The organism is Nocardiopsis sp. CNZ308 (genome assembly GCF_004217075.1).
This window is the reverse complement of sequence record NZ_SHKJ01000001.1, coordinates 1,070,007-1,093,711: the sequence shown is the minus strand read 5'-3', so window position 1 is coordinate 1,093,711 and position 23,705 is coordinate 1,070,007. Positions and strand designations below refer to the sequence as shown.

Genomic DNA, 23,705 nt, shown 5'->3' with positions numbered 1-23,705 from the left:
GGGCCCGCCGGACCGGTTCCCGGTCCGACGGCCCCCGGACCGCGTCCCCGTCAGACGCTGGCCAGGTCCCGGCGGCGAAAGCCCGCCAGTGCGATCGCGTTGGCCGCGAGCGCGGCCCCCAGCACGGCGGCGAACCGGACGGCGTCGAACTCCTCCGTCGGCGGCTGGGGCAGCAGCTCGAACGCGCTCATGTCCAGCAGCAGGTCGTCCAGGTCGAGCAGGACACCGAACATGGTGACCAGGAGGCTGTAGCCCAGCCACGCCCACACCAGGGGGACCAGGCGCGGAGCCGTCCCCACCAGCAGCCCGGTCAGCCCGGCGAACAGCAGGGCCACCGGCAGCTGGGCCAGGGCGGCCCCGGTCGTCGTCCAGGTCCAGGAGGGGTCCGACAGGGCGGCGGACGCGCCCAGCCCCGTGCCGACGCCGCCCGCCACCACGATCAGCGCAGAGGACAGGGCGCTGACCAGCAGGGCGCCGCCGAGCCAGCGGGCCCGCCCCACGGCCGCGGACAGGGTCAGCTCCGCGCGCCCCGAGACCTCCTCGGTCCGGGCCCGCAGCACTGAGACGACCGCGTAGGCCGACGCGGCCATCAGCACGTAGCCGCCCATGACGCCGAGGAAGCCCCCGACGACGTCGTCGGCTCCGCCGCCGCCCACGATGGCCACCATGTCGGGGATCTCCTCCAGCATGTCGTCCACCTCCGTGACCACCGCGCCGAAGGCCAGGGCGAAGAGGAGGGCCGCGGCCGTCCAGGCCAGGATCGCCCCGCGCTGCTGGTGCAGGTGCAGCGCGAAGACTCCGCCGAGCAGCCTGCCCGCGCCGGCCGGACCGGGCCGGGAGGGGACCAGGCCCGCGCCCAGGTCGCGCCGGTCCGCCAGGGCGTAGGCCAGCGCGAAGAGCACCGCGACCAGGACCGCGTACAGCGCCAGCGGCCACCAGCGCAGGTCGTCGAACACGCGGGTCTGCTGGACCCAGGCGAACGGCGACAGCCAGGACAGCGCGTTGCCGCCCTCCTCGGCCGTGTCGCCGACGACCCGGGACAGGAACAGCACGCCGGTGACCAGGAAGGCCAGGCCCGCCGCGCCGCGGCCGTGCTCCGCGACCTGCGCGCACACGGCGGCGACGGCGCCGAAGGAGATCCCGGCCAGGGCCAGCCCCAGGCCGTAGGCCGCCGAGTCGGCGGCCGCCAGACCGCTGCCCGCCATGGCCAGCGCGGTCAGGCCGCCGATGACCAGGTTGACGACCGAGACCGTGACCAGGGCGGCGGTCATCTGCGCGCCCGACCCGAGGACGCTGGCGCGCAGCAGTTCGGCGCGGCCGCTCTCCTCCTCGGCGCGGGTGTGCCGGACCACGTGCAGGACGCTCATGACCGCCAGGCCGATGAGCACGCTCATGGTCAGCTCGTTGACCACCATCGGGCCGAGCTGGTAGTCGTCCAGCCCGTACCCGGGGCCGCCGAAGAGGATTCCCGTGGGGGTCCGCATGAGCGCCGCCCGGGCCTGGCGCTGGGCGTCGGTGGTGAACATCGCGTCCAGTGCCGGGACGGTCGCGGCGACGGTGCCGACCAGGGCCAGGGTCCAGACCGTCAGCCGGACGCGGTCGCGGCGCAGGACGAACCGGATGAGGGCGCCGGTGCCGGTGAACGCGTTCATGCGGCCCTCCCCCCGTTCCGGTCGGCCCCGCGCTCGGCCAGCTCGTCGCCGTAGTGGCGCAGGAACAGCTCCTCCAGGGAGGGCGGGTTGCTCACCAGGGAGCGGATACCGAGGCCGGTGAGCGTGCCCATGACGGCGCCCATGCGGGTGTTGTCCACGTCGAAGGCGACGGTGTCGCCGTCGAGCCGCAGGTTGTGCACCCCCTGGGTGCCCTCCAGGACCCGCGCGTCCCCGGTGACGGTGGCGCGCACGGCGGAGCGGGTGAGGTGGCGCAGGTCGTCCAGGGTGCCCGACTCCACCGCGTGCCCCCTGCGGATGATGGTGACGGTGTCGCACAGCTTCTCCACCTCGGAGAGGATGTGGCTGGAGAGCAGTACGGTGCGGCCCCGGGCCTTGGCCTCCAGGACGCACTCGGTGAACACGGCCTCCATGAGCGGGTCCAGGCCGGAGGTGGGCTCGTCGAGGATGAGCAGTTCGGCGTCGGAGGCCAGGGCGGCGACCAGGGCGACCTTCTGCCGGTTGCCCTTGGAGTAGGCGCGCGCCTTCTTGGTCGGGTCCAGCTCGAAGCGGGCCAGCAGCTCCCGGCGGCGTGCGGGGTCGAGTCCGCCGCGCAGCCGCCCGAGCAGGTCGATCGCCTGCCCTCCGGTCAGGTTGGGCCACAGGGTGACGTCGCCGGGCACGTAGGCCAGGCGCCGGTGCAGGGCGACGGCGTCCCGCCAGGGGTCGCCGCCGAGCAGGCTCACCGTCCCGGCGTCGGCCCTGAGCAGACCGAGCAGGACGCGGATGGTGGTGGACTTCCCGGAGCCGTTGGGCCCGAGGAAGCCCGAGACCTGGCCCGTGCGGACGGTCAGGTCCAGCTTGTCCAGGGCCTGGAAGCGGCCGAAGCTCTTGTCGACGCCGCGGACCTCGATGGCGGTTGGTGTCATGGTCGTCGTTCCCTCCGTGCGTGGTGGGGGTCGGGGACGGGGGTTCGGGGCGGTCAGCGGGGATCCTCGGGGGGATCGCCGACGTACAGGAGGTAGGCGTCGAGGATCGTGCGCTCGGTGAGCAGGCCCTCGGTGTACAGCTCCAGGGTCGGGAGCATGTACTCCCGCGACCACTCGCGCGCGACCCGGGCGAAGTCGACCTCCTCCTCGAAGCGCCCCAGCGTGAGGAACAGCAGCAGCGACCCGAGGGAGTTGGCGGCCAGGTAGCGGGCTCGCCGGGCCGGGTCCCGGCTCGGGCGGATGGTGCCCTCGGCCTCGCCCGCGGCGAGGTAGACCTCGATGTCGGCCACCATGCGCTCGAAGAGCGAGGCCGCGAGCGGGCCCCCGGCCTGCATGGAGCGGACGACGTAGGCCAGGAGCGGGGTGTACTGCTCCATCGTCGCGAGCTGGTGGAGGAAGGTCTGCCCGTCGTGGCTGGTGACCGTGTCCGTCTTGACCTCGTTGACGGCCGCGGTGACGTGGTCGTCGCAGGCCCGCCGGAGCTTGTCCTTGGAGCCGAAGTGATGGATCACCAGCCCGGGGGAGACCCCGGCCTGTTCGGCGATCGCCCGCACGCTCACGCCGAACCCGCGCTGGCCGAAGCAGGCGATCGCCGCGTCGCGGATCCTGGCGCGCGCCGTGAGGTCGGACTCCCCATGGGGCCGGTCCGGACGGTCGGTTGAACTCATGTTCAATACATTAAACGCTTGTTCAGCCTTTCGGCAAGGGGGTGGCCGCGGGAGTGGCCGTACACTCGGTGCACGGCGCCCCGGGCGCCCCACGCCGACGAGGAGAGGTTCGATGGTGCAGGTCGCGGTCGCCCAGTTCGCCCCCGGTCAGGACAAGGCGCGCAACCAGCGCTCGGTGGCGGAGCTGACCGCCCGCGCCGCGGCGGACGGGGCCGAGGTGGTCCTGTTCCCCGAGTACACGATGTTCACCGCGGGCCGCGTCGACCAGCGCTACGTGGCGGCGGCCGAGCCCCTGGACGGCCCCTTCGTCTCCGGGGCGGCCGACACCGCCCGGCGGGAGGGCGTGCACCTGGTGCTGGGGGTCGGTGAGGCCGAGGACGGCGCCGACGCCACCCACTTCACCAACACGCTGGTGGCGCTGTCGCCGCGGGGCGAGCGGGTCGCGCACTACCGCAAGATCCACCTGTACGACGCCTTCGGGGCCCGGGAGTCGGACGTGCTGCGTCCCGGCCCGATCGAGGAGCCCGAGACCTTCACCGTGGACGGCGTGGTGTTCGGTCTTCAGACCTGCTACGACCTGCGCTTTCCCGAGGTGACGCGGCGCATCGCCGAGGCCGGGGCGCACGTGGTGCTGCTGGCCGCGCAGTGGGTTCCCGGCCCGCTGAAGGAGGAGCACTGGCGGACCCTGGCCCGGGCGCGCGCCATCGAGAACACCGTGTACGTGGCCGCCTCCGGGCAGGCGGCGCCCACGGGCGCGGGCAACAGCATGGTGGTCGATCCCATGGGGACACCGCTCGCGGCGCTGGGTGAGCAGACCTTCGCGGTCGCCTCGGCCGGGGTTTCGGCCTCCCGGGTGCAGGAGGTGCGGGAGCTCAATCCGGCACTCTCCCTGCGCCGTTTTTCGGTCTCTGTGCGGGCCGAGGACTGAGGTCCCGGATCACTACCGCCCCGCAGCTAACCGGTCAAAACAGATGAATCCCATCCGGCAAGACAGGGTCTTCCCAGGCATCATCACTTAGGGTTATGATTCCCGTGCATGGTGTGATGTAGATCGGTCCGAACCATTCCAGGTGCCCAAAGCTTCTGATTCAATAAAGAGCCGGTAACTATCGGCCCGCCAGACTGTCCTAAACCACGGGGGGAGCAAGGACATTGCGCGGAACGAGCATGATGTGCGAACCAGATACGCGGCCCGCGATCGACGTCGAGGTCTACGATCCGGACTCGCTGAGCTGGGCGCAGTGCATGGGGGATGCCTGCGTCGTCTGCCACACCAAGTGGCCCCGGCCCCGCCGGGTGCTCGGCGAGCTCCCGGACGGGAGCGCGGTATTCGGTTGTGAGGAGTGCGCCGACCTCGTCGGCGCGGAGCCCCGGATGGCCGCCGAGGAGCGGCTGTTCGCGGTGCGCTAGCGGTGCGTGGACGGTCGCGCTCCGGGTCCAGGGGGAGAGGCGGACCCGGAGCGCTTCCGTTGGCGCGCCCGCTTCCATTGGGGAGGAGGGGAAATGAGCGCGCCCTTCCCGGATGGTTCGTGCGTCGGCTGCCGGCGCCGACCACGCCCCGTGAGGGGCGTCCGATGACAACGATACTCCGTGTCGTTCACCGCCGACCGACAGTGAGGCAGATCCGTCCGGTATTTTCGCGGAAACCGAGTCAACCGTTGGTGGGGAACCCCAGGTCGACGCCCCCTTCGGGCCGCTGGCCCGGGTCGCTCCACCGGGCCGTGACCGCCTTGGTGCGGGTGTAGAAGTGGACACCCTCCGTGCCGTGCGCGTGTGAGTCGCCGAACAGGGACTGCTTCCAGCCGCCGAAGGAGTAGTAGGCCATCGGCACCGGGATGGGGACGTTGATCCCCACCATGCCGACCTCGACCTCGTTCTGGAACCGCCGGGCGGCGCCCCCGTCGTTGGTGAAGACCGCCGTGCCGTTGCCGTAGGGGCTGGCGTTGATGAGCTTGACCGCCTCGTCGTAGCCGCCCACGCGCACCACGCTCAGCACCGGGCCGAAGATCTCGTCCCGGTAGCACGACATCTCGGGGCCGACGTGGTCCAGCAGCGACGGTCCCAGCCAGAACCCGTCCGGGCTCCCGCCCGACACCGGGTGCGCACGGCCGTCGACCGCCAGGGTCGCGCCCTCGCGCACCCCCGACTCCAGGTAGGAGGCCACCCTGTCGCGGTGCTCCCTGGTGACGAGCGGCCCCATCTCGCTGCGCTCGTCGTCGCCGGGGCCCACGCGCAGGCGCGCCACCCGCTCGCGGATCCGCTCCACCAGCTCGTCGGCCACCGAGTCCACCACGGCCACCGCGGAGATGGCCATGCACCGCTCGCCCGCCGAGCCGAACCCGGCCGAGACCGCCGCGTCCGCGGCCAGGTCCAGGTCGGCGTCGGGCAGCACCACCATGTGGTTCTTGGCCCCGCCCAGGGCCTGCACGCGCTTGCCGTGCTCGGCGGCGGTCCGGTAGACGTACCGCGCGATCGGGGTGGAGCCCACGAAGCTGACCGCCGCCACGTCCGGGTGCTCCAGGAGGGCGTCCACCGCCTCCTTGTCGCCGTGCACCACGTTGAACACGCCCTCGGGCAGCCCCGCCTCGGCCCACAGACCGGCCAGCAGCACCGACGCGGAGGGGTCCTTCTCGCTGGGCTTGAGCACGAACGCGTTGCCGCAGGCCAGGGCCACCGGGAACATCCACATCGGCACCATCGCCGGGAAGTTGAACGGCGTGATCCCGGCGACCACGCCGAGAGGCTGGAGGATCGAGTAGGCGTCCACGCCCGTGGACACGTTCTCGGAGTAGCCGCCCTTGAGCAGGTGCGGGACGCCGCAGGCGAAGTCGACGACCTCCAGGCCGCGGGCCACCTCGCCGCGGGCGTCGGAGAAGACCTTGCCGTGCTCCGCGCTGATCAGCTCCGCCAGCCGGTCGGCGCTGGCGCTGAGCAGCTCGCGGAAGCGGAACAGGACCTGCACCCGCCGGGACAGCGGGGTGTCGCGCCACCCCGGGAAGGCCTCCCGCGCGGCCGTCACCGCCGCGTCGACCTCCTGCCGCCCGGCGAGGTCGACCGCGCCGGTGACCCGTCCGGAGGCAGGGTCGTAGATGTCCCCCGTGCGCCGGGCCGGCCCCTCGTGGGCGGCCCCGCCGATCCAGTGGGTGACGTGCTTGCTCATGCTGCCGCTCTCTTCCTTGTCCACAGGCGTGCGGTCGGGGCCGGTGCGCCGCGCCCCGGCGCGGTTTGCTTGATACGGGGGGTCCCCGGGGGCCGCCAGCGTCGTGCTGCCCGCCTCCGCGGCCGTGCGCGGCGACCCCCGGGCCCGGTCGGCTCCCCTCAGACCCCGGCGTCCACCGTGCGCACCGCGTCCAGCAGCACGTCGCGGCCCTCCACGGCCTCCTCCTGCGACAGCGTCATCGGCGGCGCCATCCGCAGCACGTTGCCGTGCACGCCGCCCTTGCCCACCAGCAGGCCGCGCTCGCGGGTGGCCTCCAGCACCCTCCCGGCCAGGGGTGAGGACGGCGCGCCGGTGGCGGGGTCCATCATCTCCACGGCGAACATCAGCCCCTTGCCGCGCACGTCGCGCACGCTCGGCAGCGAGGTCAGCGCGCTGAGCCCCTCCAGGATCAGCGCGCCCTGCCGTCGCGCGTTGCCCTGGAGGTCGTGCTCCAGCACGTAGTCCAGGGTCGCCCCCGCCGCCGCCATCGACACCGGGTTGCCGCCGAAGGTGGCCACGCCCAGTGCGCCCAGCCGGTCCATCAGGTCGCCGCGCGCCACCACGCCGCCCACGGCGAACCCGTTGCCCAGGCCCTTGGCGAAGGTCATGGCGTCCGGGACCACCCCGTGGTTGCCGATGCCGAAGAAGCTCGTGCCCGTGCGCCCCCAGCCGGTCTGCACCTCGTCGGACACGAACAGGATGCCGTGCTCGTCCAGCACCTCCTTGTAGGCGGCGTACAGGCCGTCCGGCGGCATCGCGAACCCGCCCACGCCCTGCACGGGCTCGGCGATCAGGCACGCCACGTTCGGCGCCGTGGTGTCCAGCACGTCGCGCAGGTCGGCCACGCACGCCTCGACGTACTCCCGGTCGGTCATCCCCCGGAAGGCCGGAGACGCGTGGTCGGTGCCGTGCAGGTAGTGCACGTTCAGCGGCGACAGGGAGGAGTTCTTCCACGCCCGGTTGCCGGTCACCGCCACCGTGCCGAACGAGCGCCCGTGGTAGCTGCCGCGCATCGCCAGCACCTCGTCGCTGCCGCGCGCGTACGTGGCCAGCAGCAGGGCGGTCTCGTTGGCCTCGGTGCCGGAGTTGGTGAAGAACACCTTCGCGTCCGGGATGCCCGACAGGCGGGCGATCTTCTCCGCCAGCTCCACCTGGCCGCGGATGAGGTAGAGGGTGGAGGTGTGCACGACCCCCCTGGCGATCTGGCGCTCGACGGCCTCGCGCACCTCGGCCACGTCGTAGCCGAGCATGTTGGTCACGATGCCGGTGAAGAAGTCCAGGTAGGTGTTGCCGTCGGCGTCCGTGACACGGGCGCCCTTGCCGCCGGTGATCTCCAGCGGGGACTCGTAGTACAGGGGGAGCCAGGAGGGCATGACCGCGCGGTGGCGTGAGAGAAGTTCCGACATGCACCCAGTCTCGCCCCGAGCGCCGGACTTGGCCAGGACCAGCATGGTGACAAGGTGTCGGCCGGGCCGACGACGCGTACGTCCCTCCGCGCCCGACCTCCGCCCCCGGGCCGGGCTCGGGCGGCGCGATACACCGTGTAAGCCCGGCGGCCGGATGCCTGACACTGCGTCCGGTGCCCGCCTCCTAGGATGGAAGCCGTGCTTCCCACCCTCGCCGAGGTCCTCCAGCTGCCCGCCCTCCAGCGCGCCCGCCCCCGGGTCGTGGCGTGCCCGGACCGGCTGGACGTGGCCGTGCGCTGGGTGCACATCGCCGAGGTCACCGACCTCGCCCATCTGCTCCGCGGCGGCGAGCTGGTCCTCAGCACCGGCATCGCCATGCCCGACGACCCCGAGGCGCTGCGCCGCTACATCGACGACCTCGCCGCGGCCGGGGTCAGCGGCATCGCGGTCGAACTGGGCCGCAAGTACCACGCCGAGCTCCCGCCCGCCTTCCTCGACGCCGCGCGCGAGGCGGGCGTGCCGGTGGTCCTGCTCGACCGCGACGCCCGCTTCGTGGAGATCACCGAGGCCGTGCACGTCCGGGTGGTCAACGAACAGCTGGAGGAGCTGCGCGAGTCGGAGAAGCTGCACTCGGTCTTCACCCGGCTCTCCGTGGAGGGCGCCGACACCGGACGCATCCTGTACGAGGTCGCCCAGCTCTCCGGCTGCCCCGTGGTCCTGGAGAACCTCACCCACCAGGTGCTGGCCTGCGACCTCAACGGCGAGGAGCCCGAAACCCTGCTCACCTCCTGGGAGAGCCGTTCGCGCGCGGCCCGCTCGGGCTCGCGCACCGTCCACACGCCCGCCAACGGCTGGCTGGTCACCACGGTCGGGGCGCGCGGCCAGGACTGGGGGCGGCTGATCCTCGTCGTCGGGGCCAACCCCACCCCGCGCCAGAGCATGCTCATCGAACGCGCCGCCACCACCCTCGCGCTGGTCAGGCTGCTGGAGCGCCACCAGGAGAGCCTGGAGCGGCAGACGCACCGCACGATCATCGCGGGCATCATCGACCGCGCCTACTCCGACCCGGAGGAGGCGCTGGTGCGGGCCCGCGCCGTGGGCGTGCCGCTCAACGGCCGCGAACTGGTGGGGCTCGTGCTGCGCCTGCGCGAGAGCGGAACCGGGCTGGCCGCCCAGGCGCGCCTGTCCGACACCGCCGAGGGCGCCGCGCGCGCCTGCCGCGAGCTGCGCCTGCCCGCCCTGGTGGGCTCGCTCGACGACCTGCGCGTGGGCATCCTGCTCGCGCTCCCGGGCCGCCAGCGCCTGGACCCGACCCTGCACATGCTCGCCGACCGCATCCGCACCGCCGTGGGCGGCGGCGCCGTACTGGCCGTGGGCTCCTCCGCGGACGGCGTCCGGGAGGTGCGGCGCTCCTTCCTGGAGGCGCGCCAGGTCGGTGACGTGGCCATCCGCCAGAGCGACCAGCGCCCCTTCTACCGGCTGCCCGACCTGCACCTGCGCGGTCTGCTCCACCTGTTCCGCGACGACGAGCGGCTCCAGACCTACGTCGAGCGCGAGCTGGGGCCGCTGCTGGACCACGACGCGCGGCACGGCGGCGACCTGACCGACATGCTCCGCCACTACCTGGGCGCGGGCCGCAACAAGGCGCTCGCCGCCGGGCGGGCGCACCTGTCCCGCCCGGCGTTCTACGACCGGCTGCGGCGCGTCGCCCACGTCCTGGGCGCGGACCTGGACTCGGTGGAGACCTGCCTGTCCCTGCACGTGGCGCTGCTGTCGCTGGACTCGGTCCGCGACGAGCGCTGACCCGGCGCCCGCGGTCAGCGCGCCCCGGGCGCCTCCTCCAACCCCATCCCCAGCAGGGCCGACGCCAGGCTCTTGCCGTGGGCGTCCAGGTACAGCGACGCGGTCACGGTGTCCTCGCCCGCGCGCGGGCACACCAGGGCCGGCGCGCACACGCCGTCCATCCGGCGGACGGTGACCGGCCCGCGCACGCGCCGCCCGCCGCACGGGGGACTACAGCTGGGCGAAGGCCTCCTCCAGGATGTCCAGGCCCTCGTGCAGCAGCTCGTCGCCGATCACGAGCGGCGGCAGCATGCGGATCACGTTGCCGTAGGTGCCCGCGCTCAGCAGGACCAGGCCGCGGGAGTGGCAGTAGGACAGGACCTCGGCCAGCGCCTCGGGTGCGGGCGTGCGGTCGGCGTCCTGGACCAGCTCGATCGCGATCATCGCGCCGCGTCCGCGCACGTCGCCGATGATCTCGTACTTGGCGGCCAGCTCGCGCAGACGGCCCAGCATCAGCTCGCCGATCTCACGGGCGCGCTCCACCAGGCCGTCGGACTCGATCGCCGACAGGGCGGCCAGCGCGGCGGCGCACGCGGCCGGGTTGCCGCCGTAGGTGCCGCCCAGGCCGCCGCCGTGCACGGCGTCCATCAGCTCGGCGCGGCCGGTCACCGCGGCCAGCGGCAGGCCGCCCGCGATGCCCTTGGCGGTCGTGATCAGGTCCGGGACCACGCCCTCGTGCTCGCTGGCGAACATGTGGCCGGTGCGGGCGAAACCGGTCTGCACCTCGTCGGCGACGAACACGATGCCGTTGGCGCGGCAGAACTCCACCACCGCGGGCAGGAAGCCGGGGGCGGGCTCGATGAAGCCGCCCTCGCCCTGGATCGGCTCGATCACCACGGCCGCCACGTTCTGGGCGCCGATCTGCTTGGTGATCTGCTCGATGACCATGGCCGCCGCCTCGGGGCCGCAGTTGTCCGGGCCCGTCGGCCAGCGGTACGGGTAGGCCATCGGCATCCGGTGGATCTCACCGGCGAACGGCCCGAAGCCCTGCTTGTAGGGCATGTTCTTGGCGGTCAGCCCCATGGTGAGGTTGGTGCGGCCGTGGTAGGCGTGGTCGAACACCACGACCGCCTGGCGGCCGGTCGCGCTGCGGGCGATCTTCACCGCGTTCTCGACCGCCTCGGCGCCCGAGTTGAGCAGGATCGAGCGCTTCTCGTGGTCGCCCGGCGTGATCCGGTTGAGCGCCTCGCACACGTCCACGTACGCCTCGTACGGGTTGACCATGAAGCAGGTGTGCGTGAACCGGCCGAGCTGTTCGGCGGCGCGCTCCACCACGCGCGGGTCGGCGTTGCCGACGTTGGTCACGGCGATGCCGGAGCCGAAGTCGATCAGCGCGTTGCCGTCGACGTCCTCGACGATGCCGCCGCCCGCGCGCTCGACGTAGACCGGCAGGACGCTGCCCACGCCCTGGGCGACGGCCGAACGGCGGCGCTCCTGGATCGCGCGGGACTTGGGGCCGGGGATCTCGGTGACGATCCGGCGGGACTGGGCGACCTCGGTCGCTGCCATGCGGCTGCCTCCTTCTGCGGTGGACGGGATCGGAGAGGCCGGGGGTGGGCTCCCCGACCTGGGATGACACTAGGGCGCGCGGAACCGCCCCCACATGGACAAGGTGGATAATCAGGGCTGGGCCTTGCGCCAGCGCGTCAGGGTTCGCACGAAGCGGGTCCGCTGGAGCGGGGGGAGGACGGCCCGCGTCCGGTCCCGCCGACCGCGCCGAACCGCCTCGACCGGCGGCCGAAGTGGAGGGGAAGCCGATGCCACCGACCCTGGGGGCCCTGATGCGCACGCCCCGCCTGCGCCTGAACCTGCTCACCGGCCAGGAGAACCTGGACCGGCGGGTGGAGTGGGTCGCGGTCAGCGAGCTGGAGGACCCCACGCCCTACCTGGCGGGCGGTGAACTCCTGCTCACCACCGGCGTGCGCTGGGCCACCGGCGTCCCCGACCTGCGCGACTACACGCGCCGCCTGGCCGAGCGCCGCGTCACCGCGCTGGGCTTCGCGGTCGGCGTGGTCCTGGAGCGCACCCCCGAACCGCTCCGCGAGGCCGCCGCCGAGTTCGGCCTCACCCTGCTGGAGGTGGCCCGGGAGACGCCCTTCATCGCGATCGGCAAGGAGGTGTCCCGGCTCCTGGCCAAGGAGGAGTACGAGGGGCTGAGCCGGGCCTTCGCCGCCCAGCGCGACCTCACCCGCGCCGCGCTCACCGGTGAGTCGGCGATCGTGGACCGGCTGGCCCGCGAACTCGGCGCCTGGGTGCTGCTGCTGTCCGCCGACGGCGCCCCCCGGCACGCCGCCCCCGCGGGGGCCTCCCCCCGCGCCGCCGGACTGGCCGAGGAGCTGGACCGGCTGCGCGAGGCGGGCGTGCGCGCCAGCGTCTCCCTCACCTCGGGCGGCGAACACGTCTCCGTGCAGCCCCTGGCCACCGGCCGCCGGGTCCGCGGGTTCCTGGCCGTGGGCACCGGCGGGCGCCTCGGCTCGGACGAGCGCACGCTGGTCAACGCGGCGGTGTCGCTGCTCTCCCTCGAACTGGAGCGCACCGCGCACGACGCCGCGGCCCGGGTGCGCGAGGGGGTGCTCGCGGCGCTGCTCACCGGGGCTCTGGACCCCCTGCACCCGGGGGCGGAGCGGCTGCGCGGGGTCCTTCCCGCCGAACCCGTCCTCGTGGCGGCCGCCGACGGGGCCGGGCCCGCGCAGCCGCCCGAGGGCGTCCTGGTCACCGAGCACGACGGCCGCGTCCTGCTGCTGGCCCCCGCCGACACCGGAACGGGCGTGCTCGCCGAGGTCCTGGAGGGGCCGGTCGGGGTGAGCGACCCGTCCCCCTACGCGGAACTGTCCGCGGCGCTGTCCCAGGCCGAACGCGCGCTGGCCGCCGCGCGCGACGCGGGCGAGGGGCTGCTCCGCGTCGGCGACCTGCCCGGCGGACTGCTCGGGCTGGCCGACACCCCCGCCGGCGCCCGCATGGCCGGGGACCTGCTCGCCCCGCTGCTGCGCCAGCGCACCTCGGCCGAACTGCTCGCCTCGCTGCGCGCCTACCTCGCGGCCTCGGGCCGGTGGGACGCGGCGTCGGAGGCCCTGGGGATCCACCGGCACACGCTGCGCTACCGCATGCGGCGCATCCGCGACCTGCTGCCCGGCGACCTGGACGACCCCGACTACCGCGCCGAGCTGTGGATCGCCCTGCGCGTCCACGGCACCGCCGACTGACCGCCCCCCGCTCCCCGGGCGCCGTCACCCGGAGTCGTCACCCGGAGTGAAAGTGGTGACGGGTTCCGGTGTTCGCGGGGTCCGGGACCGGTCCATCCACCACAATGGCTTGCTGTCGGCGGGCGGTCGGCCGATGACACAGCCGTGTGGGGGAGACGTTGAGGTCACTGCGGGACGACGAGGACGAGGTCGGGCACGCGGGCGTGCCGGGGGCGCCGCCGGGAGCCACCAGCCCCCTCCCCGGGGCGCTCGGCGGCCGGTCGGGCGTCGGCACGGCCTCGCTGCGCTGGAAGCCCCCGATCGACCGTTCCGAGGTGCGCTCCCTGCTGGCCTACCTGCGCGCCTGCCTGCGCCGCGAGGCGGTGCACACCCACGTCGTCCCGGTCGGCGACCTGGGCTCCGACAGCTGCGCGTGCCTGCCCCCGGGCCCCGAGGTGCTCTTCAGCGGGGTCGGGGAGACGCTTGCGCTGCGCCCGGAGTCCGTCCGCGTCCTGCGCGCGGCCCACGACCGCGGCCAGGCCGCGCGCTACGGCTACCCGCTCGTGGTCCTGGGGGAGGGCGGGGACCGGGTGGCCCTGCCCCTGCTCACCGTCGACGTGCGCGTCGCGGACGAGGCCGCGGACGCCCCCGCCGGGTCCGGGGACACGCTGGTCCGCGCGGTCGGCCCGCCCGACGTCAACCCCGCGCTCCTGGAACGCCTCGGCCTCACCGACCCCGAGGACCTGTTCGAACTGCGGACCCGGCTGCGCTCCGGGGCGCCCGACCCCCTGCGGCGCCCCGCGGCCGTCGCCGACCTCGCCGCCAGGGTCCGGGTGCTGCTCGCGGGCCTGGAGATCGAGCGGGTGGACGACATCGCCCCCCTGGGCACCCGCGGCGCCCCGCGTACCGCGATGGACGGCGCCCACAACGTCGCCGTGCTCTTCCGGGCCGGACCCGGGGGACGCCACGACGCCGACGAGCGCGAAACCGTCGGCGTCGAGGGCGTCCTGGCCGACCTCGACCCCTCCGGCCGCGACGGCCTCGACCCCGAGGACGTCAGCGGGACCGCCCTGGAGGCCCTGCTCGGACAGCCCTCCGGGACGGCCGCGGCCCCCGGCCCGGCGGCGCCCGGACGGCTCTTCCGCTGTTCCCGCGCCGCGCACCGCCGCGGTTGCGCCGACCCCGGCGGGGACGCCGCGGAGCCCCCCGTCCCGATCTCGGCGACCGCCCTCGACCAGTCCCAGTACGCGGTCCTGTGCGCGGCCATGCGCGAGCAGCTCACCGTGGCCGCCGCCCCGCCCGGAAGCGGCGTGCACGACCTGGTCGACGCCCTCGTGCGCACCGCCGTCAGCAACGGCCAGCGCGTCCTGGTGTGCGGGCGCACCGAGGCCGACGTCGCCGCGGTGCGCCTGCGCGCGGACGCCTCCCCCGGGCACCCCGTCGTGCGCGTGGGCGGAGAGGAACGGCGCACGGCCGAGGCCGTGCTGCTCACCCGGCTCCTCACCGAGCACTCCCGGAGCCTGCCCGCGGCCCCCGCCGGGCCCGGCGGGGAGGACCCCACCGTCCACTGGGCGGACCTGGCCGCGGACTGGACGGCGGTCCGCGAGGCGTGGCGGGCCATGGACACCATGGCCTCCGGCGGCCACGCGCTCGCCCGCCTGGCCGAGGAACGCGGCCGGGTCGTCGCCCAGGGGTGGGACCCCGACTCCCTCTTCACCCCGGAGCGGGGCGGCCCCGAGTACTGGCTGCACCGGGCCGAGCGCGCGGCAGCCGGGGGCCTCGCCGGGCTGGCGCACCGCGGCGCCGTCCGCCGTGAACTGGGCGTGGACACCGACCCCGACAGCCTCGCCCGCCTGCGCGCGGTCGCCCGCCTGGAGGGCGAGTGGCGCGCGGCCGTGGACCGGCGGACCCGCTGCGCGCCGCTGAACGCGCTCACCGCCGACCTGGCCGACGCCCTCGCCCGGCACCGCAGGTCCAGCTCCGCCTGCCTGCGCGCGGTCGGCGACCCCCGGCTGTGGCGGGGCCGCGCCGCCATCGAGCACCGCCTGGAGAGCCTCAACTGGCACGGCGGCCACGGCTGGCCGGGCCCGGGCGCGCTGCTCGACACCCTGCCCGCGTGGGTGTGCCGCACCGACCAGGTCCGGGCGCTGCAACCCCGGGCGGGCCTGTTCGACCTGGCCGTCGTGGTCGGGGCCGAGCGCACCCGGCTGGCCGAACTGCTGCCGGTGCTCTACCGCGCCAACCGCGCCGTGGTGTTCGGCGACCCCGCGCACCCGGGGCCGGTGAGCGTGCTGGAACCGGACGAGGAGCGCCGCGCGCTGGCAGCCGCGGGCCTGGTCGCGGGCCAGTTGGACGACCGGGGCCTGCGCTACGGCGGCGGTTCGGCGATGCGCGCCCTGTACCGGGCGGCGCCGCCCATGCGGTGGCTGGACGAGCACGACGGGGCGCCGCCCCAGCTCGCCGGGGCCGCGTCGCGGCACTGCTACGGGGGCAGGCTCGCGGTGCGCACCCTCCCCGACCCCTCGGGCGGCCCCGCGTTCGAGTGGCGCGACGTCGCCGGGGCCTGCGAGGCCGCGCCCGGGGCGTCCTTCGTCAACCGGGACGAGGCCTACCGGGTGGCGGTGGTGGTGGACGAGCTCGACGAGCACCTGCCCCGGGGCCGGGTGGTCGCGGTGGTCGCGCCGACCCAGCCCCAGGCGGCCCTGGTGCGCCGCCTGCTGCGCAAGCGCGTCCTGCGCCACGAGGTGCGGGTGGGCGGACCGGACCTGTTGGCGGACGACCAGGATCCGGCGGACGTCACCGTCCTGACGCCGACGCTGGCCTCCGGGGCGCCCGCCGTCGCCGAGCGGCGTGTGCGCCGGATGGGCCACCTGTGGTCGTCGGTGCTCACCCGCACCCGCCAGCGGCTCGTGGTGGTGGGCGACCGCGGGTACTGGTCGGGCGACGACGGCCCGCTGGGCGAGCTGGAGGCGTCGGCGGCCGGGGGCCGCGCGGGACGGACCGACGCGGCGGCCTCCGCGCTGGTCAGGGAGCTGCGCGGGGTGGGGGCGGAGGTGACCCTCCAGCAGACGGGTGAGGGTTGGGCCGCCGACATGGTGGTCCGGTTCGGCTCCCGCCGCCTGCTGCTCCTGCTCGACCGGGAGCCCGACGGCCGCTCCCTGCGCTGGCTGCTCGCCCGGGGGGAGACGCTCAACCGCACCACGGGAGACCCCGTGGTCGTGGTGCCCGCCTGGCGCTGCCTGGCCGACCCGAGCGCCCTGGTGAAGGAGATCCTCACCGCCCACTGACCCGCCGGGCGGCCCCCGCCGGCGCCGGACGCCGACCGGACCGGCGGAGGGGCCGGGCGCACTACCCTGGAGCCGGATGTCCGGAAAGCGGTGTTCACGCCGCGGCCCCGGACGGACGGAGGAGGAGGGGACCGGTGCCCGAGGGCCACACGCTGCACCGCCTGGCAGCGCACTTCGACAAGACCTTCGGCGGCGGCGCGGTACGCGCCAGCAGCCCGCAGGGGCGCTTCGCCGACGGCGCCGCCCGGATCGACGGCCGGGTCCTCACCGAGAGCGAGGCCCACGGCAAGCACCTCTTCCTCGGGTTCGACTCGGGGGAGTGGCTGCGGGTCCACCTGGGCCTGTACGGCGCCTGGTCCTTCGGCGACGCCGACGGCGAACGCCACCTGGGCGCCCCGCGGGCCGCGGGCGGCGCCCGCCGGGAGCTGCTGCGCGACGCCGAGGGCTTCGTCGTGGCGCCCGAACCCGTCGGGGCGGTGCGCGCCCGGCTGGTCAACTCCTCCGGCTGGGCCGACCTGCGCGGCCCCTCCGCCTGCGAGGTCGTCACCGAGGACGACAAGCGCGCCGTCCAGGACAGGCTGGGCCCCGACCCCCTGCGCGACGACGCCGACCCCGAGCGGGCCTGGCGCGTGATCAGCCGCTCCCGGACCAGCATCGCCGCGCTCCTCATGCGCCAGGACGTCGTGGCGGGCATCGGCAACATCTACCGCGCGGAGTCGCTGTTCCGGGCGGGGCTGGACCCGATGACCCCGGGCCGCGACCTCACGGCCGACCAGTGGTCGCGGCTGTGGGACGACCTGTCGGGCCTGCTCCGCGACGGCGTGCGGGACGGCTACATCATCACCACCCTGCCCGAGCACCGCCCCGACCCGGACGCGCGTCCCGTGCCCCGGCCCGACAGCCTCTACGTGTGCTACCGGACCGGTGAGCCCTGCCGGGTGTGCTCCTCGCCGGTCGCCTCCGCGGAACTGGCCGGACGCACCCTCTACTGGTGCCCCCGATGCCAGGGAGTTTGAGGGCTTTCGCGAGTTAAGTACCCATTTGTCGGGTTCGACGCCGAGGTCATGCAGTACAATCCCGAACCGTCTGCTTAACCGGTTCAGCGTTGTGTGATCAGGGGGACGAATGGGGGGTTTGATGCGGCGTCCGACCATCATGGACATCGCCAAGGCCGCGGGGGTGTCCAAGGGGGCCGTGTCCTACGCGCTCAACGGGCGTCCGGGGGTCTCGGAGGAGACCCGAAGACGCATCCTGGCGATCGCCAGCGACCTCGGCTGGGCGCCCAGCAGCCCGGCGCGCGCACTCGCCCCCGGCGGCCGGATCGGGGCGGTCGGCCTGGTGGTCGACCGCCCCGCCCACTCCCTCGGTCTGGAACCCTTCTTCATGCAGCTGGTCTCGGGGATCGAGGCCGAGCTGGCCACCTCGGGGGTCGACCTGTTGTTACAGGTCACCGAGGACATGGGCGCCGAGATCGCGGCCTACCGGCGCTGGTCGTCCGAACGCCGGGTGGACGGCGTGATCATGGTGGACCTGCGCGTGGGCGACCCGCGCGTCCAGGTCGTCGAGGAGCTCCCGCTGCCCGCCGTCGTCCTCGGCGGACCCGAGGGCGTGGGCTCCCTGCCGTACCTGTACACCGACGACGCCACCGCCATGCGCGAGGTCGTCCACTACCTGGCCGCCCTCGGCCACCGGCGCATCGTCCAGGTGGCGGGCCCGGAGAAGTTCGTGCACACCCGCGTGCGCACCCACGCCTTCCTGGACGCCGCGGCCCAGGCCGGGCTCAGCGAGGCCCGTTGGGTGCACGCCGACTACACCGGCGAGGGGGGCACCAGGACCACGCGCAAGCTGCTGGCCGCCACCGACCGGCCCACCGCCCTGATCTACGACAACGACCTCATGGCCGTGGCCGGGCTGGGCGTGGCCCACGAGATGGGCGTGGACGTGCCCTCGCAGCTGTCCATCGTGGCCTGGGACGACTCGGTGCTGTGCCGCCTGGTCCGACCCTCGCTGACCGCCATAGTGCGCGACATCGTGTCCTACGGCCGCCAGGCCGCGCTGATGCTGGCCAGGACGATCGAGGGCAAGCCGGTGGCCAACAGCGAGACCTCACGCGGAGAGCTGCTTCCGCGGGGCAGCACCGGCCCCCTGGGCGCGTGACCCGGCGCTCCCCGCCGGCCGCCCGCACCCGGGGGAGACGGTCCGCGGCTCCCGGGCGTGCGGTCCGGCGGGCCTCGCGCCCCGTCCGGCGCGTACACCGCGTGAGGGCCCGTAAGCCCCTCGTGGCGCGGATGCCGGGGTTCGCGGCGTGCACCGTGGTGGTTGTTAACGATGTGAAAACAGGGACGTGAGTTGCCTCGGCGGTCTCTGCGGCTTTGGTGTCCAAAAGGTGACCGTGAGGGTGCTGCCACCTCCTCACCAGCTGTGGAAGGCTGCGGCGCGTAACGCCCCACGCCGACAGGCCCCCGAGGGAGCGAGAACGCCCGTGCGGAACCGGTTCAGCGCCGCCGAACTTACTGACATACCCGCATCTGTGCTGTTACAAGCGAATAACAGCGAAGTGTCGGGCATTGACGCCCTTCCTGCGGACGTGTTGTTGTTAACGTCACTTACCCGGTTCAGCAACGGTCTCGTGCGCTCACCACTGGGAGCGCTCCCAACCCTTCCGGTCTCACGGAGGGGACTCCCCCCATAGGCCGGCCGGGTGACAAGGAGGAGTCGAGATGAGAATGCTGCGGCTTCCGGCGGCACTCGCGGCCCTGGCCCTCGCGGTCAGCGCCTGCTCGGGTGGCGACGGGAACAGCGAGGGCGGTTCGGGTCAGTACCCCAGGAACGAGACCCTGTACACCACGGGCACGGCGTGGTCGGCACCGACCAGCTGGAACCCGATGATGCGGGGCCAGTTCGCGGTCGGCACCAACGGCCTGGTCTACGAGTCGCTCTTCCACTACGACCCGGATGCGGGCGAGTACGTCCACTGGCTCGCCGAGAGCGACGAGTGGACCTCGGAGACCGAGCACGTGATCACCCTGCGCGAGGGCGTCACGTGGAACGACGGTGAGCCCCTGGTCGCCCAGGACGTGGTCACCACGCTGGAGCTCGGCCAGATCAGCGGCGTTCCCTACAGCAACGTCTGGGACTACGTCGAGAGCGTCGAGGCCACCGACGAGCGCACGGTCACCGTCACCTTCTCGGAGAGCCGTCCGCAGGAGTGGATGAACTGGGCCTACTCCAACCCCATCGTCCCGGACCACATCTGGGCCGACATGGAGGAGACCCAGATCACCGACAGCGCCAACGAGAACCCCGTCGGTACCGGCCCCTACGTCTACGAGTCGCACACCGACGACCGCATGGTCTGGGAGCGCAACGACGAGTGGTGGGCCGCCGAAGCCCTCGACATGACGATGGACGCCCGCTACATCGTCGACATCGTCAACGCCTCCAACGAGGTCACGATGGGCATGCTGAACCAGGGCGAGGTCGACCTCTCCAACAACTTCCTGCCCGGCATCGACCAGGTCCTCAACAGCAACGAGACCATCACCAGCTTCTACGACGGCCCCCCGTACATGAAGAGCGCCAACACGGCGTGGCTCATCCCGAACCACACCCGTGAGCCGCTCAACGACACGGCGTTCCGCCAGGCCCTGGCCCACTCGATCAACATCACCCAGATCGTCGAGGGCCCGTACGCCAACCTGGTCCAGCCGGCCAACCCCACGGGCCTGCTGCCCGAGTGGGACGCCTACATCGACCACGAGCTGGTCGAGCGCGAGGGCTTCACCTTCGACGCGGACGAGGCCGTGGCCATCCTGGAGGAGGCCGGCTACATGGACGAGGACGGCGACGGCTTCGTCGAGACGCCCGACGGCGAGCCCATCGCCCTGACCCTCGCGGTGCCCTCCGGCTGGACCGACTGGATGGAGGCCGCCCGCCTCATCGAGCAGAACGCCCAGGACGTCGGCATCAACATCACGGCCGAGTTCCCCGACGAGGGCCTGCTCAACGACAACCGCAACGCGGGCGAGTTCGACCTGGTCATCAACAACGCCCGGCAGCTGAGCAACTCGCCGTGGACCTACTACGACTACCTCTACCAGCTGCCCGTCCAGGACCAGCAGACCACGGTGAACTTCCACCGCTACGAGAGCGACGAGGCGTGGGCCCTCACCGAGGAGCTCGCCCGGGTCCCCGCCGACGACGTCGAGGCCGCCGCCGAGGTCACCTCGCAGCTCCAGGAGCACTTCCTGGCCGAGCTGCCGACCATCCCGCTCTGGTACAACGGCCAGTGGTCGCAGGCCAACAACGCCGCCTGGACCAACTGGCCCAGTGAGGCGGAGGGCGCGCCCAGCACCCCCGCGGTGATGTGGGAGGGCTGGTACGAGCTCGGCGGAGTCGAGACCCTCGCCTCCATCGAACCGGTCGAGTAGAAGCGGGGGAGCGGCTCTCCCCCGTCCACCCCGCTGACCACTCCCCGACCCCGGCCGAGGCACGGCGCGAAAGAGCCCGGCCGGGGGACGCCCCAGGAGAGCGGGCGCGGCACGGAACACCACCCAGGATCCGTGCCGCGCCCCTCCGGGGCCACTCGACTGTCCGCCGCCATCACCTGGAGGAACGTGTGTGGCGCTATATCGGTCGTAAGCTCTTCGTCTACCTGCTTACGTTCATCGTCGCGGTCACCATCAACTGGATGATTCCGCGTTTCATGCCCGGCGACCCCATCCGCAGCATGCTCTCCCGAGCCTCGGTGGGCGACCCCGAGGCCCTGGCGGCCATGACCGCCTACTACGAGGAGGTCTTCGGCCTCGACAAGCCGCTGCACGAGCAGTACCTGAGCTTCTGGGCGGGTCTGTTCAAGGGGGACCTGGGCATCAGCGTGATGCTCTACCCCGAGCCGGTCCTCGACGTCATCCTGAGGGCGGTCCCCTTCACCCTGGGACTGCTGCTCCCCGCGATCCTGCTCAGCTGGGTCATCGGCAACCGCTTCGGCGCCTTCGCCGCCCGCAGCAAGGCCCTGGACAACACGGTCCTGCCGGTCGGCTACATCCTCACCGCCACGCCGTACATGTGGCTGGCCCTGCTGCTGGCCTGGAGCCTGGGCATCGTCGCCGGGATCTTCCCGGCCTCGGGCGGCTACAGCTTCTCCCTGCGCCCCGAGTTCAGCTGGCTGTTCATCTCCAACCTGATCACCCACTGGTTCCTGCCGTTCCTGTCCATGTTCCTGGTGGCGCTCGGCGGCTGGGCGATCGGCATGCGCAACATGATCATCTACGAGCTGGACGCGGACTACTCCAACTACCTCCAGGCCCTCGGCGCGCCGCGCAAGCTGGTCCGGCGCTACGCGTTCCGCAACGCCATGCTGCCGCAGATCACGGGTCTGGCCGTCCAGCTGGGCACGATCATCGCGGGCTCCCTGCTCACCGAGATCGTGTTCAACTACCCCGGCCTCGGCAAGCTCATCCTGGACTCCCTGGACAGCCGCGACTTCTTCCTGCTCCAGGGCGTCTTCCTGTTCGTGGTCGTCGGCGTGCTGATCGCCAACTTCATCATCGACATCGTCTACGTGCTGATCGACCCGCGCACCCGGGTCCAGATGACGGGAGGCTCCTCATGACGAACGTCGCCGGAGCTCCGGGCACCGCCGAGAAGGCGGACGCCCCCGAACCGGCCGGGCGCAAGGGCTCCGAGGCCCTGTACTTCGCCCGGCGCAACCCCAAGCTGCTCATCGGCTCGAGCATCGTCCTGGCCTTCCTGCTGCTCGGGATTGTCGGCCCCCTCTTCGTCAGCGACAGCCCCAACGAGTACGTCGGCCCGCAGATGCAGCCGCCCAACGGCGAGTACTGGCTGGGCACCACCACGTTCGGCCAGGACATCTGGGCCCAGTTCGTGCACGGCGTGCGCGCCACGTTCATCATCGGCCTGTTCGGCGGCGGCGTCGCCTTCGTCATCGGCACGGCGGTCGGCTTCGTCGCCGGGTACAAGGGCGGGATCATCGACGAGATCCTCAACATGATCACGAACGTGGTCCTGGTGCTGCCCGCGATGGTCGTGCTCATCGTCGCGATCGCCTACCTGGACGCGCGCGGCCTGTTCGTGCAGGGCCTGTTCATCGGTCTGACCGCCTGGCCGTGGGCGGCCCGCGCGGTCCGTTCGCAGGCGCTGTCCCTGGCCACCCGCGACTACGTGGACCTGGCCCGGCTGAGCGGTCGGCGCACCTGGAAGATCATCACCACCGAGATCGCGCCCAACATGAGCTCGTACCTGGTGATGTCCTTCATCCTGCTGTTCGGCGGCGCGGTCCTCACCGCGGCCGGTCTGGACTTCATCGGCCTCGGCCCCTCCAACGGCGTGTCCCTCGGCCTGATGCTGGAGAGCGCCGTCGCCTGGAGCGCGCTCACCCTCGGCATGTGGTGGTGGTTCATCCCGCCGGGTCTCGGCATCACCGTGATCGTGGGCTCGCTGTACATCCTCAACGTCGGGTTGGACGAGGTCTTCAACCCCAAGCTGCGGGAGCTGTGATGACCCTGCGCGTCAAGGACCTGAAGGTCTACTACCAGACCCTGCGCGGGGACGTCCACGCCCTCGACGGCGTCACGTTCGACCTCGCCGACGGGGAGATCATGGGCCTGGCCGGCGAGTCCGGCTGCGGCAAGACCACCCTGGGCAAGAGCCTGATCCGCCTGGACTCGCGGATGCGCCACGTCGGCGGCACGATCGAGCTGGACGGCAAGGACGTGCCCATCGCCGACGACCGCGCGATGGTGCCCCTGCGGTACCACGAGATCTCGCTCATCCCGCAGTACGCGATGAGCGCGCTCAACCCGACCCGCAAGATCGGGAAGATGATCAACGAGCTGCTGCGCGCCCGCGGCGTGCGGCCCGCCGACGTCACCGAGGAGCTCCACCGCCGCCTGGAACTGGTCGGCCTGGACACCGACGTGCTCAACCGGTTCCCGATCGAGCTGTCCGGCGGCATGAAGCAGCGCGTCGTCATGGTCATCTCGACCCTGCTCAACCCGTCGCTGCTGATCGCCGACGAGGTCACCTCGGCCCTGGACGTGTCCACCCAGCGCTCCGTCGCCGAGTCGATGGTGGAGTTCCGCGACCGGGGCTACATCAAGAGCATGGTCTTCGTGACCCACGACATCTCGCTCGTGTACCAGATGGCGGACACGATCATGGTGATGTACGCGGGCCACATCGTGGAGAAGGCGCCCGCGGGCACCATCATCAACGAGCCCAAGCACCCCTACACCCAGATGCTCATCGGGGCGCTGCCCGAGGTCGGCTCCACCTCCACCGTGCAAGGGGGCCGCCTGGCGGGCATCCCCGGCACCCCGCCGGGTCTGCTCAACCCGCCCACCGGCTGCCGGTTCAAGGACCGCTGCCCGATGGCGTTCTCCAAGTGCTCCGAAAAGCCGCCGCTGGTGGAGATCGAACCCGGCCACTGGGCCGCCTGCTGGAAGACGGGGTGAGGTAGACC

General features: G+C 73.0%; 18 protein-coding genes. 11 read left to right on the top strand and 7 right to left on the bottom strand.

Annotation, left to right across the window (positions count from 1 at the left end; genetic code table 11):
* Positions 1–50: 50 nt before the first annotated feature.
* From EV372_RS04635 to EV372_RS04625, 3 genes are read right to left on the bottom strand one after another with little or no spacing between them, the layout of a single operon-like run.
* The gene (locus EV372_RS04635; protein ID WP_130395001.1) at positions 51–1,652 is read right to left on the bottom strand and encodes an ABC transporter permease; all 1,602 of its coding nucleotides are present in this window, start codon (positions 1,650–1,652) and stop codon (positions 51–53) included.
* Positions 1,649–2,578, bottom strand: coding sequence for an ABC transporter ATP-binding protein (locus EV372_RS04630; protein WP_130395000.1), 930 nt, complete (start codon positions 2,576–2,578; stop codon positions 1,649–1,651). Before EV372_RS04630 ends, EV372_RS04635 begins: the two co-directional genes overlap by 4 nt.
* Positions 2,579–2,631: 53 nt before the next feature.
* On the bottom strand, positions 2,632–3,306 hold the full coding sequence (locus tag EV372_RS04625; RefSeq protein ID WP_130394999.1) for a TetR/AcrR family transcriptional regulator: 675 nt from the start codon (positions 3,304–3,306) through the stop codon (positions 2,632–2,634).
* 112 nt (positions 3,307–3,418) lie between these two features.
* Here EV372_RS04625 and EV372_RS04620 point away from each other — a divergent pair, with 112 nt between their 5' ends.
* Both EV372_RS04620 and EV372_RS04615 read left to right on the top strand, forming a co-directional pair.
* On the top strand, positions 3,419–4,234 hold the full coding sequence (locus EV372_RS04620; RefSeq protein WP_130394998.1) for a carbon-nitrogen hydrolase family protein: 816 nt from the start codon (positions 3,419–3,421) through the stop codon (positions 4,232–4,234).
* A gap of 239 nt (positions 4,235–4,473) precedes the next feature.
* The gene (locus tag EV372_RS04615) at positions 4,474–4,716 is read left to right on the top strand and encodes a hypothetical protein (RefSeq protein WP_130394997.1); all 243 of its coding nucleotides are present in this window, start codon (positions 4,474–4,476) and stop codon (positions 4,714–4,716) included.
* A 241-nt stretch (positions 4,717–4,957) separates the two neighbouring features.
* Here the strand turns inward: EV372_RS04615 and EV372_RS04610 are convergent, their stop codons facing one another.
* Both EV372_RS04610 and EV372_RS04605 read right to left on the bottom strand, forming a co-directional pair.
* On the bottom strand, positions 4,958–6,466 hold the full coding sequence (locus EV372_RS04610; protein ID WP_130394996.1) for a CoA-acylating methylmalonate-semialdehyde dehydrogenase: 1,509 nt from the start codon (positions 6,464–6,466) through the stop codon (positions 4,958–4,960).
* Between the two features lie 158 nt (positions 6,467–6,624).
* Positions 6,625–7,911 carry an aspartate aminotransferase family protein gene (locus tag EV372_RS04605; protein ID WP_130394995.1) on the bottom strand — a complete coding sequence of 429 codons (1,287 nt, stop codon included), beginning with the start codon at positions 7,909–7,911 and terminating at the stop codon, positions 6,625–6,627.
* 198 nt (positions 7,912–8,109) lie between these two features.
* On the opposite strand from EV372_RS04605, the gene EV372_RS04600 reads away from it, so the two are divergent.
* Positions 8,110–9,714, top strand: a complete 1,605-nt coding sequence (locus tag EV372_RS04600; protein WP_130394994.1) for a PucR family transcriptional regulator — start codon at positions 8,110–8,112, stop codon at positions 9,712–9,714.
* A 14-nt stretch (positions 9,715–9,728) separates the two neighbouring features.
* Here the strand turns inward: EV372_RS04600 and EV372_RS04595 are convergent, their stop codons facing one another.
* Both EV372_RS04595 and gabT read right to left on the bottom strand, forming a co-directional pair.
* Complete coding sequence (locus EV372_RS04595) at positions 9,729–9,875, bottom strand: hypothetical protein (protein ID WP_253794832.1); 147 nt, start codon at positions 9,873–9,875, stop codon at positions 9,729–9,731.
* 49 nt (positions 9,876–9,924) lie between these two features.
* Positions 9,925–11,262: a 4-aminobutyrate--2-oxoglutarate transaminase gene (gabT, locus tag EV372_RS04590; protein WP_130394993.1), complete on the bottom strand. Its 1,338-nt coding sequence runs from the start codon at positions 11,260–11,262 to the stop codon at positions 9,925–9,927.
* 248 nt (positions 11,263–11,510) lie between these two features.
* Between gabT and EV372_RS04585 the strand changes: the two genes are divergently transcribed.
* The 8 genes from EV372_RS04585 (at position 11,511) to EV372_RS04550 (ending at position 23,697) form a co-directional block, all read left to right on the top strand.
* The gene (locus EV372_RS04585; RefSeq protein ID WP_130394992.1) at positions 11,511–12,956 is read left to right on the top strand and encodes a PucR family transcriptional regulator; all 1,446 of its coding nucleotides are present in this window, start codon (positions 11,511–11,513) and stop codon (positions 12,954–12,956) included.
* Between the two features lie 158 nt (positions 12,957–13,114).
* Positions 13,115–16,222, top strand: a complete 3,108-nt coding sequence (locus EV372_RS04580; protein ID WP_130394991.1) for a DEAD/DEAH box helicase family protein — start codon at positions 13,115–13,117, stop codon at positions 16,220–16,222.
* Positions 16,223–16,356: 134 nt separating this feature from the next.
* Positions 16,357–17,238, top strand: coding sequence for an Fpg/Nei family DNA glycosylase (locus EV372_RS04575; protein ID WP_130394990.1), 882 nt, complete (start codon positions 16,357–16,359; stop codon positions 17,236–17,238).
* Positions 17,239–17,359: 121 nt separating this feature from the next.
* Positions 17,360–18,379, top strand: a complete 1,020-nt coding sequence (locus EV372_RS04570; protein WP_130394989.1) for a LacI family DNA-binding transcriptional regulator — start codon at positions 17,360–17,362, stop codon at positions 18,377–18,379.
* Positions 18,380–18,948: 569 nt separating this feature from the next.
* Positions 18,949–20,652, top strand: a complete 1,704-nt coding sequence (locus tag EV372_RS04565) for an ABC transporter substrate-binding protein (protein WP_130398756.1) — start codon at positions 18,949–18,951, stop codon at positions 20,650–20,652.
* Positions 20,653–20,840: 188 nt separating this feature from the next.
* Positions 20,841–21,836 (top strand): ABC transporter permease, encoded by a 996-nt coding sequence (locus EV372_RS04560; RefSeq protein ID WP_130394988.1) that lies wholly within the window; start codon positions 20,841–20,843, stop codon positions 21,834–21,836.
* Positions 21,833–22,741, top strand: coding sequence for an ABC transporter permease (locus EV372_RS04555; protein ID WP_130394987.1), 909 nt, complete (start codon positions 21,833–21,835; stop codon positions 22,739–22,741). Before EV372_RS04560 ends, EV372_RS04555 begins: the two co-directional genes overlap by 4 nt.
* Positions 22,741–23,697, top strand: a complete 957-nt coding sequence (locus tag EV372_RS04550; protein WP_130394986.1) for an ABC transporter ATP-binding protein — start codon at positions 22,741–22,743, stop codon at positions 23,695–23,697. Before EV372_RS04555 ends, EV372_RS04550 begins: the two co-directional genes overlap by 1 nt.
* Positions 23,698–23,705 lie beyond the last annotated feature (8 nt).